The organism is Pseudomonas sp. FGI182, from assembly GCF_000511325.1.
Lineage (GTDB): Bacteria > Pseudomonadota > Gammaproteobacteria > Pseudomonadales > Pseudomonadaceae > Aquipseudomonas > Aquipseudomonas putida_Z.
This window is the reverse complement of the sequence record NZ_CP007012.1, coordinates 1,107,277-1,122,377: the sequence shown is the minus strand read 5'-3', so window position 1 is coordinate 1,122,377 and position 15,101 is coordinate 1,107,277. Positions and strand designations below refer to the sequence as shown.

Genomic DNA, 15,101 nt, shown 5'->3' with positions numbered 1-15,101 from the left:
GGGACCAGGCCGCCATTGCACATAAAGCGCTACCAGACAAGCTAACAGTTGTCGAGATATGGTTGGGCCAGTCCTTTGCGTATACTGCAACCTATGTTCGCCCACACTGCTTTGCGCCAGCGTTGCGCCAGATGGCTTTTCGCAACCGGACTCTTTCTGCTGCTCGGTGCCTGCGTTGAAAAACCCAGCACCCTCGAGCGCGTGAAGGAGGATGGCGTGCTGCGCGTGATCACCCGCAACAGCCCGGCCACCTACTTCCAGGACCGCAACGGCGAAACCGGCTTCGAGTACGAGCTGGTCCAGCATTTCGCCGAGGATCTCGGCGTGAAGCTGCAGATCGAGACCGCCGACAACCTCGACGAGCTGTATGACAGCCTCGGCAAGCCCTCCGGCCCGGTGCTGGCAGCGGCCGGCCTGGTCACCAGCGAACGGCGCAAGGCCCAGGTCAGGTACTCCCACCCTTACCTGGAAGTGACCCCACAGGTCATCTACCGCAACGGCCGCACGCGCCCCACCAACGCCAAGGGCCTGGTCGGCAAGAAGATCATGGTGCTCAAGGGCAGCAGCCACGCCGACCAGCTGGCCGAGCTGAAAAAGCAGTACCCGGGCCTGGAATACGAAGAATCCGACGCCGTCGAGGTGGTCGACCTGCTGCGCATGGTCGATGAAGGCCAGATCGACCTGACCCTGGTCGACTCCAACGAGCTGGCGATGAACCAGGTGTACTTCCCCAACGTGCGGGTTGCCTTCGACCTGGGCGACACCCGCGACCAGCGCTGGGCGGTGGCGGCCGGTGAAGACAACAGCCTGCTCAACGAGGTCAACGAGTTCCTCGACAAGGCACAGAAGAACGGCACCCTGCAACGCCTGAAGGACCGCTACTACGGCCATGTCGACGTACTGGGCTATGTGGGTGCCTACACCTTCGCCCAGCACCTGCAGCAGCGCCTGCCCAAGTACGAGAAGCACTTCAAGAGCTACGCCAAGGTCGAGCAGGTGGACTGGCGCCTGCTGGCCGCCATCGGCTACCAGGAATCGATGTGGCAGCCCGAGGTCACCTCCAAGACCGGCGTGCGCGGCCTGATGATGCTGACCCAGCGCACCGCCCAGGCGATGGGCGTATCCAACCGCCTGGACCCGAAGCAGAGCATCCAGGGCGGCGCCAAGTACTTCATGAAGATCAAGGAAGAGCTCGACGACAGCATCCAGGAACCGGACCGCACCTGGTTCGCCCTGGCCGCCTACAACGTCGGCACCGGCCACCTGGAAGACGCCCGCACCCTGGCCAAGCGCGAAAAGCTCAACCCGAACAAGTGGCTGGACGTGAAGAAGATGCTGCCACGGCTTTCGCAGAAGCAGTGGTATCGGCAGACCAAATACGGTTATGCACGTGGCGGCGAGCCGGTGCATTTCGTGGCCAACATCCGTCGCTACTACGACATCCTCACCTGGGTGACCCAGCCGCAGCTCGAAGGCCAGGTGGCCGAGGGCAGCCTGCATGTGCCCGGGGTGAACAAGGACAAGCCGGCGGAGCAGTCGCCGCCGATGTAGGCCTGCACCGGCCTCTTCGCGGGCACGCCCGCTCCCACAGGAATATCAATCTCCTCAGGCCTGCGGTGTACCTGTGGGAGCGGGCGTGCCCGCGAAGGGGCCGGAACAGGTCAAGACTTGGCCCGGCGGGCCTTGAAGAAGTCACTGAGGATCTGCCCGCACTCCTCCGCCAGCACCCCGCCCTCCACCATCACCCGGTGGTTCAGGAAGCCCTGCCCGAAGAACTGCCCCTGGCTCTGCACTATCCCCGCCTTGGGTTCCAGCGCGCCGTACACCACCCGCATGACCCGCGAATGCACGATCAACCCCGCACACATGCTGCACGGTTCCAGGGTCACATACAGGGTGCTGCCGGGCAGCCGGTAGTTGCTGGCGGATTTCGCCGCCGCGCGAATGGCTACCATCTCGGCGTGCGCACTGGGGTCACTGTCGATGATCGGCCGGTTGAAGCCCTGCCCGATCACCTGCCCATGCTGCACCAGTACCGCGCCCACCGGCACCTCGCCCATGGCCGCGCCTTCGGCGGCCAGGTCCAGGGCCAGGCGCATGAATTCCTGATCGCGGCTGCGATCGATGATCTGCGGGCGCATCAGACCACCGCGATCGCGGCCATCAGGCCGGTTTCCATGTGGTCGATGACGTGGCAGTGGAACATCCAGGTGCCCGGGTTATCCGCCACCAGCGCCACCTGGGCGCGCTCGTTCTTGCCCAGCAGGTAGGTATCGGTGAACCACGGCTCCTTGATGTCGTGGCGGTTGGAGCCGATCACCTTGAAGCTCATGCCGTGCAGGTGGATCGGGTGCTGGTACTGGGTCATGTTCTTCAGCTCGAAGATGTAGCTCTTGCCCTTCTTCAGCGTGGCAATCGGCCGCTCGGCGCAGGTCTTGTCGGTGATGTCCCAGGCCTGGCCGTTGATCTGCCACATGCTCGACGGCCTATCCTGGTCCGTAGTGACCGAGACTTTCGCCGCCCACTCGAAATTGAAGTTGAGCTTTTCGGCATTCTCCAGGTCCGGCTCGGCGATCGGGTTGGGCGGTAGCGCTGGCGGCCAGTCGCTCGGCGCGTCGTTACTGGCTACCGAACGCAGGGTGCCCAGGCGCACGAAACCGTCGCGCAGGGAGATCTCCTCCCCCGCCTCGGGAATACGGATAGCCAGGCAGATACGCATGCCTGGGCCGAGCCAGTAGTCATCGTCCAATGGGCGCGGGGTTACCGGGTTGCCGTCCAGAGCATAGATTCTTGCCTCGCAGTTGCCCTTGAGGTTGATGCGGTAGGTCCAGGTGTTGTCCAGGTTAAGCAGACGCACCCGCACAACCTGGCCGGCTGGCAGCTCGGTGACCGAATCGGCCTGGCCATTGATGGTGATCAGGCGCCCGGCGGTGCCGTTGCGCGCCGCCTCACGCGGGATGCTGAACGGCAACCAGGCGCCCTGCTCGTCCACGTGCCAGTTCTTCAGGCTGAGCGTGCGCTCATGCTGGAAGCCGGTCGGCTCGCGCTCCTCGACGATCAGCGGGCCGACCAGGCCACGGCCCAGCTCCTCGGAGCTGCTGACGTGCGGGTGGTACCAGTAGCTGCCGGCATCCGGCACACGGAACTTGTAGTCGAAATACTCGCCGGGCTTGACCGGCAGTTGCGACACATAGGGCACGCCGTCCATTTCCAGCGGCAGGCGGATACCGTGCCAATGGATGGTGGTTTCGACCGGCAGGTGGTTGATGAAGCGCACCCGCAGCCAGGTACCCTGGCGCACGCGCAGTTCGGTACCCGGTGCCGACGGGCCGAAGGCCCAGGCCTCGGTCTTGTGCCCAGGCACCAGTTCGATGTCCAAGGGCGCTGCGATCAGCTCGTAGTCATGGCCGGCATTGTCGTCTTCGACCTTGCCCAGCCAGTAACGCGCCGCGCCACCGGCGCCCAGGCCAACCACAACCAGGCCGGTCAGGCCCTTGAGCATTTGTCGACGGGTGAAGGACATCGGTGCGGGTACCTCGTGTTCTGCGCAATCAAGCTGCCAGCATGGCTGGCGATGAAGGGCGAATACGATACACCTGCAAATGGGAAATATTAAGTGAAGTCTCTTTGGATGCTAACAGCAGCCTTGCTATCGCACGTGCTGTCGGGGGCCAGACAAAGGTCGTTGAACCATTGCTGGTCCCCAACGGACGGCACGCGCAAGGCCGCCTGCAGCAATTGCGGGTCGAGCAGGATGTCCAGGTTGTTCAGGCGCGTGGCGAGGTCGGGGTGCGTATCGAACGGATGGGTAGTGGCCAGCCCCAGCACTTCCTCGCCCAGTTGCAACGGCGTGCCTTGCAGGTGCGCCGCCAGCGCCTGCAAAAGGTTGCTGCCACCGTGTGCGACCAACAAGCCGTCGATCACCTGACCCAGGGCAATCACCCGTAACAGCGCCTGTACGAACAGCTTCGGGCCAGCGACCTCGGCACCTGCCCGATCAGCCAGCAATTCCTGTGCACGCCCCCAGTGATGAACCGCAAGCTGGAAATGGTGCAAGAACTGCCCGGCCAGCCACAAGGTGGGCCGAACCACCCAGCGCGGAGCATCCTCGTCGCCGACCATGGCCGAATAATGCGCGCACATCAGGCTGAATCGCGCACTGGTTTCGCTGCCCCGCTCCGTATCACGGCGCCTGAAATGGCCCAGTTCGTGACCGATGATCGAGGCCGCCTCGGCCTGGCTCAAGGCGGCCAGGCAAGGTAGAGGCAGATACAATGTGCGCCCCCTGAGGACCTGCCCGTCGGGCTGCAGCAGGATCGGGACGCTGGTGACGAAAAACCCTTGGTCAAGCCCGACCACGATATGGTCCGGGGCCGGCGCGTGCAGTTGCGCTGCCAAGGTCTCGATCCACTGCCACACCGCTGGGGTCGCCTGCCTGCCGAGCGGGCGGGCCAGAAAACTGGCGGTCGGAGACTGCATCTGCGGCCACTGCCGACGCATTCGCCAGACCTGGCGAACACACACAACAAGAACAGAGGCCAGCGGCAGCACCACGATCAGCACCGTCATGCCGCCCTGCGCTGCGCGGCTCGCTCCGGAACTGGCCTCGTAGAGCAACGACAGGCAAAGCGAACCGGCAAGCATGACCAGGTAAATGCTCAAGCAACAGCCCAGGCCCTGCCAGCTGGCCATCATGCGCTCATGCAGGTAGGCCGCAGAACGCAGCGCCCGCCAGGCGTCCAACTTCAGCTTGAGCCAGGCCCAGAGACCTGCCAGCAAAGCGGCCACCGCCAGCCAGCAGCTCACACTGGCCATCATCTTGCGTACGCTTACCCAGTGGCGATCCGCATCGAGCAGGTCCAGATGGCGCTGCAGGGCCTGTCGCGGATCGACATGCCTGGCAAGCTGCTTGCGGGCTTCCCATGGCAATTGCCGTAGCAACGTCTCACTGGGGGCAGCCAGCCATTGCCGTATGGTCCGGGCCTGATCCTGTGCCGTGTCAGCCCGCCAGTACTGCACTTTACCCCAGCCGAACAGCACCAGAGGCAGCAGCAGCAGGATCAGGCCCCAACCGAAGCGCCTCATTGCCCCATAGCGCCAATGGTCACGATCAGGCTCATCTGGCCGCATCACCCAGACGCGCCACGCCCGGAAACAACTGCGCCAACGTACGCCTGGCCTGGGCCGCTTGCACATAGGCATAAAGCAGATCCACCAGTTCCTGCAGGCCAAGGCGTCGCCCGGCCACGACGGGCGTGCACAACCACAGCCTGACGCGCAAGCCGCCCGCGACAACTACCGCGTCAGGCGAGGCCAGCGCCCTGAAACAGGCCGGTGCCAGCGCTGGTGCATGGCTGAACGCCGACACGGTAAAGATCAGCCGGGTGGTGAAGTAACCCTGCTCGACCTCGAAACCGTCGAAGGAATGCAGTGGGGTCGGCGCCTGCGCGTTGGCGAAGCACAGGGTATCTGGCGTTACGCTCAGCACTCGCTTGCCGTGCCGGCGGTATAGCACGACGGCGCAGGCTAGCCCCGCCACCCCGACGCCGGCCAGGCCGAGACCGAAACCAGACATCAGCCAGAGGACACCGCTGCTGGCACCGGGACTGAACTGCACCGCCAGAGCGGTCAGCCATATCCCCAGTGCACCGAACAGCAGGCCAATCACAGCGCAGGCCAGCGCCTTGCCGAGCGAGCGCTCCAGCAGTACAAAGCTGTCGGTGGGGCCATCAGCCTGCTCCTGCAGGTACGCGAGGTGGGCTTCGCGTTCGCCGTTATCCATCGGTCTGCAACAGATCCAGTTGCCGTTGCGCATGTGCCGCATCGCGGTAGGCCGCCAGCAGCGCGAGCACTTCCTCGTTCCCCAGCTTGCGTCCGTTGCTCGCCAGGCCTGCGGACATGATGCGGATCTGCGGTCGCGGTTTCTTCAACACCATGGCCTGGTTACCGAAGAACTGCAGTTTCACCACATGATGCTTTGGCAGGACGGCTTCGCTGCTCATTTCCAGCGTCTGCACCATGACCAGCCCTTCATCCTTGACCGAAACGTCTTCCACTTCCGCCAGGTCTACCGGTGCATCCAGCGTATCGACAAACAATTGCCGGCGGGTCAGGCGCATGAATACCTGGGTACCGGCATTACGGTGTTGCCAGGTCACCGCTGCTGCAATCAAGGTGATGAAGACACCAGCTGCAACCGCCCCCAAGCGTTCAGGGTTGAATGTCACGGCCGTGATGATCAGGGAACCCAGCAACAATATTGGCCCCCAGACCCGGTAACGCCGGGAGTTGGTGAACTCGCTCTGCTCGGGCACGCGCTCGATCACTTGCTTGAGCTCAGCGATCACTCGGTCGCGCTGGGCGGCACGGCTTTGCTCATAGTCCTGGCCGAGCGAGCCAGACAGTTCGGACAGCGGGTCGTTGAACTCGCCCATGGTCATTGCGCCTCCGTGTTCTGTGCTGCCAGGTAATCGGTAAGGAATGCCTGGGCATTGCCCTGATGCGACAGCCCTTCCGAATAGCCGACCTGCATTGCCTGAGCCTCACCCGGCAGATACAGTTCGCCGCCCCGGTTGCCCTGGATGATCAGCACAACGTATTTCTTGCCATCCACGGTGGTGGAGTAACGGGTATCCCTGCTGGTTTTCTCCACCTGCATTTTCTGGATGCGCATGTTCCAGTCGTGATCGACGCCCTCGATTTGTACCAGCGCTTCGTTGGCGGCGCGTTCACCGATGCGCAGCGTCCACACCTTGGCACCTTGCGTCCCCGTGTAGGCAATTACCTGGTCAGCCACTTCCGGCCGTTCTTCAGCGTGAACCTGGCCCAGCCACAGGCTGAGCGCAGCCACCAGAAGGGCAGTCCATTTGCGATAAGCGAGCATGTCTTTTCCATCCTGAATCGGAACAAACGCCCATTGAAATAAGCCTGGCCCGTCTAGCCAACCCCGCTGACCGGTTCGCACAACAGACAGCGCCGTGCGCACAATGGCTGTCGCTGACAATGTGCACGCGTTACCATTTCCGGCCATGCCGCCCTCAGCCAAGGATGCCTAGCGCACATGCGATCGATCAGCCCCTACCTCGACACCGACTTTTCATTCGATAGCCCCGGGTCACTCGCCGAGGCCGGTGTGCTGGACGCGAACAGCGCGCGGGTGATGGGCAGCGCGTCCGGCCACTATCGGGCGCAGACGGTACACGACGGGTTGCAGTACTTCGATTGCAACCTGCAATTTCCGGAGCCGCTGAAGATCGACAAAGTGCTGCCGCAAAGCCTGTGCATCGTGCAGGTGTTCGACGGGGCGTGGCAGCACACGGTGGACGGAAGGCTCAACAGTTATGCCCCTGGCGAATTGCACATACTGGGCCTTGGTGAAAGCCTGGAGGCGCAGGACCAATTGCCCGCCAACAGTCACGCCCGTATGGCCGGGGTACGTATTGCTGGCGATTACCTGCACGAGCTGGCCCGGGACGACGCGCAGCTGAAGCCTCTGCTGGCGCTGGTCGCCGATGGCATGCGCTTCGACCAGTTGCCACAGTGCCCAGCGGTGAGCCGCCTGTTCCAGCAGCTCTATCTGTCGCCCTACACCGGCGGGCTCAGGCGCCTGCATTGCGAGAGCCTGAGCCTGGCCATCGTGCTGGAGCTGGCCAACCACCTGATCGGGCACAGGTCTGCCGAGAAGATTCAGGACCGGGGGCGCCGCGATCTGGCCGTTGAAACGCGCCGCCAGCTCGACGAAAACCTGAACGCCCCGCCCACTGCTGCAGCCCTCGCTCGCCAATTGGGGGTGAGCGAAACCACCATGCGCCGCGCGTTCAGCCACGAATACGGCCGGTCGCTCCTGCAATACGTTCGGCAACAAAGAATGGAACTGGCCCGCGCCCTTCTGCTGGAGCGTCGATGGCAGGTATCGCAGGTTGCCTACCATGTCGGCTACGCCAACCCTGCCAATTTCTGCCATGCCTACAAGGCGTATTTCGGGCATTCTCCCGGGGCCGAGTAGGGTTCCAGGCTCCCTGTATCTCGAATTTCAGTCAAAAAGATGTTTTCAACAAGCGCTGAAATTGGTGATTCGACTGAAAAACTTGACAGATTTTCATTAAAAGCCCTATTTTCAACGGATGATGAAATTAGCAGATCCAATGAAAATTGAAGAGCGGTCTGCCGATGCACTCCGCAGCATCCTGGCCGAGGTCCCGGCTGCCGAGCGGCTGGAAGTCAGCTTAGCCAAGCGAAACGACGAAATAGACCTGGTCGCCCAACTCGAGGTATTCGGCGAACGGCACACACTGGTAGCTGAGGTGAAATCAAATGCGCAACCTCGTCATGTTCGCGCTGCGCTACTCCATCTACAGGACTATGTACGGCGCCAGCCTGAGTCGGTAGTCCCTGTACTGATCGCGCCCTATTTGTCAGTCGAAGCTCAAGCATTGTGCAGGCAGTACAACGTCGCGTATCTCGACCTGGAGGGGAATGCCCGGTTTGCCTTTGGCACGTTCTTCATTTCTCGTCAGGTCGCCAGCAAACCAACAGCCGAACGACGTGAACTGCGCTCCTTGTTCAAGCCAAAGTCAGCTCAGGTATTACGGCGCCTTCTGCGTGAGCCTGCGCACCCATGGCGAGTTGCTGAGCTGGCGGAAGCAGCTGGTGTCAGTCTCGGCCTGGTGAGCAACGTTCGCTCAGGGCTGCTGGACCGTGAGTGGGCCGAACGCTCAGAGCAAGGGATATTCCTGTCTGATCCTGATGCTTTACTCGATGCCTGGCGCGAGGATTACGAACCGCCCCCACACAAACGAATAGGCTTTTACACGACGCTGCATGGCGCATTGTTTGACGAAGCTATCCGTACGCTTCATCCACAGCAAGACGGGAAAGTAACTGCAGCAATGGCTTCGTTTACCGCAGCAATGTGGCTGGCACCGTATGGACGCACTGGAACCCACTACTTCTACGCCGATTTGCAGGGGATGGAAAAACTGCGCTCGACTCTGAAACTATCTCCCAGTAACAAAGGGGAGAACGTGATCGTTTATCTGCTTGATGATCAAGGATTATTAGACGACATCGTGGAGCCCGCCCCCGGAGTCATTTGCACCAGCCCTGTGCAGACCTACCTTGATCTCTCCAAATCGGGAGAGCGAGGACGCGAGGCGGCTGATTTTCTTCGACAAGAGAAACTGAAATGGTCGAAATGAGCCAGTGGAAAGGCCGGCTATACATTTATCGCCAAAAAGTTCGACTGCGTAGAGGGCTTTGGCCCCACTTGTGTACGCGGCTTTGTTGAAGAAACACAGATCTTGGGCGATCGCACCCCAGAACAGTGGCAGCTAGATGCGTTTGGGCAGGTCGATGCGTGGCTTCGGGCTTTGGGTATTCGATAGCGAACAAGGACCAGAAAAAGGTTCCGACCGGAGCCAGCCTGCCAAATTGTCAGACTGCTAAAACCAGAAGCCCGCAATCAAGCGGGCTTCTGGACTTTGTACGCAAGTCGCTGCCGGTTTATGCCGGACGCGGGATCATTCCCACTCGATAGTGGCCGGCGGCTTGCTCGACACGTCGTAGGTAACGCGCGAGATACCGTCGATTTCGTTGATGATACGGCCGCTGACGGTTTCCAGCAGCTCGTACGGCAGGTGTGCCCAGCGCGCGGTCATGAAGTCCACGGTCTCGACGGCACGCAGGGCCACGACCCAGGCGTAGCGACGGCCGTCGCCAACGACGCCAACCGACTTGACCGGCTGGAACACCACGAATGCCTGGCTGGTCTTGTGGTACCAGTCGGCCTTGCGCAGCTCTTCGATGAAGATGTGGTCGGCACGACGCAGGATGTCGGCGTATTCCTTCTTCACTTCACCGAGGATACGCACGCCCAGGCCCGGGCCCGGGAACGGGTGGCGGTAGACCATGTCGTACGGCAGGCCCAGCTCCAGGCCGATCTTGCGCACTTCGTCCTTGAACAGTTCACGCAGCGGCTCGACCAGCTTGAGGTTCATTTCCTCAGGCAGGCCACCGACGTTGTGGTGCGACTTGATCACGTGGGCCTTGCCGCTCTTGGCGCCAGCCGATTCGATCACGTCCGGGTAGATGGTGCCCTGGGCGAGGAACTGGATGTTTTCCAGCTTGCTGGCTTCGGCATCGAACACGTCGATGAAGGTGCGGCCGATGATCTTGCGCTTCTTCTCCGGGTCGGCTTCGCCGGCCAAGTTGTCGAGGAACTGCTTTTCAGCGTCGGCGCGGATGACCTTGACGCCCATGTTCTCCTTGAACATGGCCATCACCTGGTCGCCTTCGTGCAGGCGCAGCAGGCCGTTGTCGACGAATACGCAAGTCAGTTGGTCGCCGATGGCGCGGTGCAGCAGTGCGGCAACGACGGAGCTGTCGACGCCGCCGGACAGGCCCAGCAGGACGTTGGCCGAACCAACCTGCTCACGCACCTGGGCAATGGCGTCTTCGACGATGTTGGACGGAGTCCACAGGGCTTCACAGCCGCAGATGTCCTGCACGAAGCGGGACAGGATGCGACCGCCCTGCTTGGTGTGGGTCACTTCCGGGTGGAACTGCACGCCGTAGTAGCCGCGCGCGTCGTCGAACATGCCGGCGATCGGGCAGCTCGGGGTGCTGGCCAGTACGTGGAAGTTGCCCGGCATCTGGGTGACCTTGTCGCCGTGGCTCATCCACACGTCCAGGCCCAGTACGCCGTCGGCGTCGATGTGGTCTTCGATGCCGTCGAGCAGGCGGCTCTTGCCGACCACGTCCACGCGGGCATAACCGAATTCACGCAGGTCGGAACCTTCGACCTTGCCGCCCATCTGCTCGGCCATGGTCTGCATGCCGTAGCAGATGCCCAGCACGGGTACGTTCAGGTCGAACACCGCCTGCGGGGCGCGCGGGCTGTTGGCTTCGTGGACCGACTCGGGGCCGCCGGCGAGGATGATGCCGCGCGGGTTGAATTCGCGGATCGCTTCATCGTCCATGTCGAACGGATGCAGCTCGCAGTACACGCCGATTTCGCGCACGCGGCGGGCGATCAGCTGGGTGTACTGGGAACCGAAATCGAGGATCAGGATGCGGTGAGCGTGAATGTCGAGGGCCATGACTCAATCTCGTCAGTGGAAATCGGAAACGACGCGGGGCTGTCATGACAGCCCCGCATGCTTGTATTGCTTGAAGCCTCAGCCTACGCGGTAGTTAGGGGCTTCTTTGGTGATCTGCACGTCATGCACGTGGGACTCGGCCATGCCGGCACCGGTGATGCGCACGAATTCCGGCTTGGTGCGCATCTCTTCGATGGTTGCGCTGCCGGTGTAGCCCATGGACGAACGCAGGCCGCCCATCAGCTGGTGGATGATCGCGGCCAGGGCGCCCTTGTAGGGAACACGGCCTTCGATGCCTTCCGGTACCAGCTTCTCGGCGCCGGCCGAGGAGTCCTGGAAGTAGCGGTCGGACGAGCCTTGCGCCTGTGCCATGGCACCCAGCGAGCCCATGCCGCGGTAGGCCTTGTAGGAACGGCCCTGGAACAGTTCGACTTCACCCGGAGCCTCTTCGGTACCGGCGAACATCGAACCCATCATCACGCAGGAAGCGCCGGCGACGATGGCCTTGGACAGGTCACCCGAGAAGCGGATGCCGCCGTCGGCGATCAGCGGCACGCCAGTGCCTTCCAGTGCAGCGGCAACGTTGGCGATGGCGCTGATTTGCGGCACGCCGACACCGGCAACGATACGGGTGGTGCAGATCGAGCCCGGGCCGATACCGACCTTGACCGCGTCAGCGCCAGCTTCGGCCAGAGCCTTGGCGGCAGCGCCGGTGGCGATGTTGCCGCCGATCACCTGCACTTGCGGGTAGGTTTCCTTGACCCAGCGAACGCGGTCGATCACACCTTTGGAGTGACCGTGGGCGGTGTCGACCACCACCACGTCAACGCCAGCAGCCACCAGGGCGGCAACGCGCTCGCCGGTGTCCTTGCCGGTGCCGACCGCGGCGCCGACGCGCAGGCGACCCTGGTCGTCCTTGCTGGCCAGCGGGTAGGCCTTGGCCTTTTCGATGTCCTTGACGGTCATCATGCCCTTGAGGTTGAACTTGTCGTCAACGATCAGGACTTTTTCCAGGCGGTGCTTGTGCAGCAGCTCACGGACTTCGTTCTTGTCGGCGCCTTCGCGGACGGTGACCAGACGCTCTTTCGGGGTCATCACGTCGCGGACCTTGGCGTCCAGGCGGCTTTCGAAGCGCACGTCACGGGAGGTGACGATGCCGACCAGGTCGCCGTTCGCCAGCACCGGAACGCCGGAGATGTTGTTCAGGCGGGTCAGGTCGAACAGGTCGCGCACGGTGGCGTCGGCGTCGATGGTGATCGGGTCCTTGACCACGCCAGCCTCGAACTTCTTGACCTTGCGGACTTCGCTGGCCTGCTGTTCGATGGTCATGTTCTTGTGGATGATGCCGATGCCGCCTTCCTGGGCCATGGCAATGGCCAGGCGCGCTTCGGTCACGGTATCCATGGCGGCGGAAACCAGCGGAATGTTCAGCTCGATGCCGCGGGTCAAACGGGTCTTGAGACTGACTTCATTGGGCAGTACCTCGGAATAGCCAGGTACAAGGAGGATATCGTCGAAGGTCAGGGCTTCTTGGCTGATACGCAGCATCGCGGGGGCTCCCGGGCGGGAAAAATGGAAGCGCGCCATTATACTCATGCACGGCGCGCCGCTCAATGCAAAATAAGGGCCTTCGGTCAGCCTTGTGGCAGTTTTACCTGTACCACGGTCACCGGCTGGTCGAGCCAGTCGGCGAAGCTGTCGAGAAAGGCCTGGGTGAACCCGGCCTCGCCCCAGTTGTTGAAGATGAACCCCAGGTTGGAAAAGGCACATGGCTGCAGGTAAATGAAGCCATTGATGTCATCTTCGAAGCCGCACAACGGGCAGGTGAAGTTGTCGCTCACCGCCGGCATCCATTCTTCCAGGCTTTCGAACAGCGGCTCACCCACCTCGCCCCGGCACTCGGGGCAACCGGCCTCTTCGAGGAAACCTTCGGTAGGGGTATAGATGCAGCGCTTGAGCATCACCTCCAGGCCGTTGACCTGCTCGCCGAAGGGCAGTTTCTGCGGGTGCAGGGCGACTTTGCGGGCACCTTCGGCCAGGGCATGGCCCATGCGATTGCCGGTGCGGCCACAGGTGGTCAGCTGTTCCTCGACGACTTTCTCGCGCACCAGCCAGCGCAGGATGGCGCGGGCCCGGGCTTCATGCACCGGGACGGTAGACAGCTTGGGAACGATGATGCTCTGGGTGTTCATGAACGGGACAAGCCTGAAAAACTGCGGTATTGGCGCAATTCTACCGCCTGCTCAGGCGCTCAGGTAGCGACCGATCAGCGCCAGGCCGCTGGCCAGCACCAGCCAGGTGACCAGGCGCACGAAAGCTTCGCGGGACAGCCGGTGGGTGAGCCTGCGCCCTACCCAGAGGCCGACGAGCATGACCGGCAACAGGCAGGCGGCGAGCAGCAGCAGGTTCTGGTCGGCATAGACACCTGCGATCAGGAACAGTGTCAGCCGCACCACCGTACTGCAACTGATCAGCGCGCTCTGGGTAGCGCGCACCTGCTCCTTTACCTCCAGTCGCGCGCTCAGGTACAGCGCATAAAGGAAGCCGCCGCTGCCGAACAAGGCACCGAACAGCCCGCCTGCCGTGCCCATCGGCATTGCCCAGAAACCCGACAAACTTGCCGGCCGCACCTTCACCGCCAGCCCGTACAAGGCATAGGCCGTGACGAACAGGCCCATCAGCAGCAGCAACAGGTCGGACTTCAGCTGTAGCAGGAATACCACGCCCAGCGTGCAGCCAATGGCCATGAACGGCAGCAGCCGCAGCAGTTCGCCGCGCACGACATCGCGGCGCGAGGGCAACAGGTTGCCGAAGGCGGCGACGAAGTCCAGCAGCACCAGCAGCGGGATGATCCGCGACAGCGGCATGAAGTGGATCAGCACTGGGCCGGCCACCAGCGCGGTGCCGAAACCGGCGATGCCGAAGACGATGTAGGCAGCGCCGACACCAAGCAGGATGGGCAGCCAGTCAAGGCCGGAAAACGACAGTTGGGCGAGCATGGCAGCAGTTCCTGGGAAGACAGGCAAAGGTTAGCCAGCCATGAGCCATGCCGACTAATATGCCTTTGTCGCCACACCCATCTCGAAAAGGCATGACATGACGTCGATCCGCCAATTGCGTTACTTCGTGGAAATCGCCGAATGCGGCAGCTTCAGCGCTGCCGCCGAGCGGCTGTACATCGCCCAGTCGGCGCTGAGCCGGCAGATCAAGGAACTGGAGCAGCATCTGGGCACGCCGCTGTTCGAACGCACCGCGCGCCTGCCGCGCCTGACACTGGCTGGCCAGGCCTTCCTGGAACGGGCGCGGCGCTTGCTGGCCGACCTGGCGCAGGCCGAGAGGGTTACCCGCGATATTGGCGAAGGGTTGCAGGGCAGCCTGCGCCTGAACCACTCCAGTACCGTACCGCTGACCGGCCCGTTGCTGGCTCGCCTGGGCGGCTACTTGCGCGACAACCCAGGGGTTTCGCTGGAAATTGCCCAGCAGTCGTCGGAGGCGCAACTGGAGGATATCGCTGCCGGGCGGTTGGATATCGGCCTGCTGCGCTTGCCGGTGCTGCGCCAGCATGAAGGGGTGGTGCTGCATGAACTGTTCAGCGAACCCCTGCTGCTGGCGGTCGCCGCCGCGCATCCCTTGGCCAGCGCGCCACAGGTGAAACTGGAACAACTGCGGGAAGAGCGCTTCATTTCCATTCCGCACCGGGACCGTGGCGGGCTGAGCTACCTGTCGGCCTCGATGTGCATGGAGGCAGGCTTTTTCCCGCGCGCGGCGCAGGTGCTGTCGCGCAAGACCACCCAGTTGCAGCTGATTCAGGCGGGGTTTGGGGTGGCGTTGTTGCCGGAATGCATGCGTGAGATTGCGCCAGCCTCAGTCAGCTTCGTGGCGCTGGAAGGAGGGTGTGAGAGTACTGTGGCGATGGCTTGCAGGCGTGACGCAGGCTCGATGGTGCGCCAGTTCGTGACGGCGATGCAGGCCTGAAGGGCCCCATCGCCGGCAAGCCGGCTCCCA

General features: G+C 62.7%; 14 protein-coding genes. 4 read left to right on the top strand and 10 right to left on the bottom strand.

The genetic code is table 11. The features are described from left to right. Window positions 1–93: 93 nt before the first annotated feature. A complete protein-coding gene (mltF, locus tag C163_RS05070; protein WP_013971158.1) occupies window positions 94–1,551 on the top strand; it encodes a membrane-bound lytic murein transglycosylase MltF in 1,458 nt (485 codons plus the stop codon). A 110-nt stretch (window positions 1,552–1,661) separates the two neighbouring features. Here mltF and tadA read toward each other — a convergent pair whose 3' ends face one another. The 6 genes from tadA to C163_RS05040 all read right to left on the bottom strand — a co-directional run bounded on the left by tadA (window position 1,662) and on the right by C163_RS05040 (window position 6,883). Continuing rightward, entirely contained in the window at window positions 1,662–2,141 is a 480-nt protein-coding gene (gene tadA / locus C163_RS05065; protein WP_025337888.1) for a tRNA adenosine(34) deaminase TadA, read from the bottom strand. Next, entirely contained in the window at window positions 2,141–3,523 is a 1,383-nt protein-coding gene (locus C163_RS05060; RefSeq protein ID WP_025337887.1) for a multicopper oxidase family protein, read from the bottom strand. Before C163_RS05060 ends, tadA begins: the two co-directional genes overlap by 1 nt. Window positions 3,524–3,612: 89 nt before the next feature. After that, a complete protein-coding gene (locus C163_RS05055) occupies window positions 3,613–5,085 on the bottom strand; it encodes a M48 family metallopeptidase (RefSeq protein ID WP_025337886.1) in 1,473 nt (490 codons plus the stop codon). Between the two features lie 31 nt (window positions 5,086–5,116). After that, entirely contained in the window at window positions 5,117–5,815 is a 699-nt protein-coding gene (locus tag C163_RS05050; RefSeq protein ID WP_038408294.1) for a hypothetical protein, read from the bottom strand. Next, a complete protein-coding gene (locus C163_RS05045) occupies window positions 5,775–6,440 on the bottom strand; it encodes a hypothetical protein (protein WP_025337884.1) in 666 nt (221 codons plus the stop codon). The genes C163_RS05050 and C163_RS05045 overlap by 41 nt, the downstream gene beginning before the upstream one ends. Next, a complete protein-coding gene (locus tag C163_RS05040; RefSeq protein ID WP_025337883.1) occupies window positions 6,437–6,883 on the bottom strand; it encodes a hypothetical protein in 447 nt (148 codons plus the stop codon). Before C163_RS05040 ends, C163_RS05045 begins: the two co-directional genes overlap by 4 nt. Window positions 6,884–7,060: 177 nt before the next feature. Between C163_RS05040 and C163_RS05035 the strand changes: the two genes are divergently transcribed. Beyond that, entirely contained in the window at window positions 7,061–8,005 is a 945-nt protein-coding gene (locus tag C163_RS05035) for a helix-turn-helix transcriptional regulator (RefSeq protein ID WP_025337882.1), read from the top strand. 139 nt (window positions 8,006–8,144) lie between these two features. Beyond that, entirely contained in the window at window positions 8,145–9,197 is a 1,053-nt protein-coding gene (locus C163_RS05030; protein WP_256220388.1) for a type IV toxin-antitoxin system AbiEi family antitoxin, read from the top strand. 321 nt (window positions 9,198–9,518) lie between these two features. On the opposite strand, the gene guaA is transcribed toward C163_RS05030, so the two are convergent. The 4 genes from guaA to C163_RS05010 form a co-directional block, all read right to left on the bottom strand. Continuing rightward, window positions 9,519–11,096: a glutamine-hydrolyzing GMP synthase gene (gene guaA, locus C163_RS05025; protein WP_013971139.1), complete on the bottom strand. Its 1,578-nt coding sequence runs from the start codon at window positions 11,094–11,096 to the stop codon at window positions 9,519–9,521. A gap of 78 nt (window positions 11,097–11,174) precedes the next feature. Then, window positions 11,175–12,644 carry an IMP dehydrogenase gene (guaB, locus tag C163_RS05020; RefSeq protein ID WP_013971138.1) on the bottom strand — a complete coding sequence of 490 codons (1,470 nt, stop codon included), beginning with the start codon at window positions 12,642–12,644 and terminating at the stop codon, window positions 11,175–11,177. Between the two features lie 86 nt (window positions 12,645–12,730). Continuing rightward, window positions 12,731–13,288, bottom strand: coding sequence for a hypothetical protein (locus tag C163_RS05015; RefSeq protein WP_025337880.1), 558 nt, complete (start codon window positions 13,286–13,288; stop codon window positions 12,731–12,733). Window positions 13,289–13,339: 51 nt separating this feature from the next. Beyond that, the gene (locus C163_RS05010; protein WP_025337879.1) at window positions 13,340–14,095 is read right to left on the bottom strand and encodes a sulfite exporter TauE/SafE family protein; all 756 of its coding nucleotides are present in this window, start codon (window positions 14,093–14,095) and stop codon (window positions 13,340–13,342) included. A gap of 97 nt (window positions 14,096–14,192) precedes the next feature. Here C163_RS05010 and C163_RS05005 point away from each other — a divergent pair, with 97 nt between their 5' ends. Then, on the top strand, window positions 14,193–15,071 hold the full coding sequence (locus C163_RS05005) for a LysR family transcriptional regulator (protein WP_025337878.1): 879 nt from the start codon (window positions 14,193–14,195) through the stop codon (window positions 15,069–15,071). The last annotated feature ends 30 nt before the right edge of the window (window positions 15,072–15,101 follow it).

Coding starts and splice junctions, on each gene's coding strand:
- guaB (WP_013971138.1), bottom strand. CDS start 12,644: ATGCTGCGTATCAGCCAAGAAGCCCTGACCTTCGACGATATCCTCCTT.
- C163_RS05055 (WP_025337886.1), bottom strand. CDS start 5,085: ATGAGGCGCTTCGGTTGGGGCCTGATCCTGCTGCTGCTGCCTCTGGTG.
- C163_RS05005 (WP_025337878.1), top strand. CDS start 14,193: ATGACGTCGATCCGCCAATTGCGTTACTTCGTGGAAATCGCCGAATGC.
- C163_RS05030 (WP_256220388.1), top strand. CDS start 8,145: ATGAAAATTGAAGAGCGGTCTGCCGATGCACTCCGCAGCATCCTGGCC.
- C163_RS05010 (WP_025337879.1), bottom strand. CDS start 14,095: ATGCTCGCCCAACTGTCGTTTTCCGGCCTTGACTGGCTGCCCATCCTG.
- C163_RS05060 (WP_025337887.1), bottom strand. CDS start 3,523: ATGTCCTTCACCCGTCGACAAATGCTCAAGGGCCTGACCGGCCTGGTT.
- C163_RS05015 (WP_025337880.1), bottom strand. CDS start 13,288: ATGAACACCCAGAGCATCATCGTTCCCAAGCTGTCTACCGTCCCGGTG.
- C163_RS05045 (WP_025337884.1), bottom strand. CDS start 6,440: ATGACCATGGGCGAGTTCAACGACCCGCTGTCCGAACTGTCTGGCTCG.
- C163_RS05035 (WP_025337882.1), top strand. CDS start 7,061: ATGCGATCGATCAGCCCCTACCTCGACACCGACTTTTCATTCGATAGC.
- tadA (WP_025337888.1), bottom strand. CDS start 2,141: ATGCGCCCGCAGATCATCGATCGCAGCCGCGATCAGGAATTCATGCGC.
- C163_RS05050 (WP_038408294.1), bottom strand. CDS start 5,815: ATGCGCAACGGCAACTGGATCTGTTGCAGACCGATGGATAACGGCGAA.
- guaA (WP_013971139.1), bottom strand. CDS start 11,096: ATGGCCCTCGACATTCACGCTCACCGCATCCTGATCCTCGATTTCGGT.
- C163_RS05040 (WP_025337883.1), bottom strand. CDS start 6,883: ATGCTCGCTTATCGCAAATGGACTGCCCTTCTGGTGGCTGCGCTCAGC.
- mltF (WP_013971158.1), top strand. CDS start 94: ATGTTCGCCCACACTGCTTTGCGCCAGCGTTGCGCCAGATGGCTTTTC.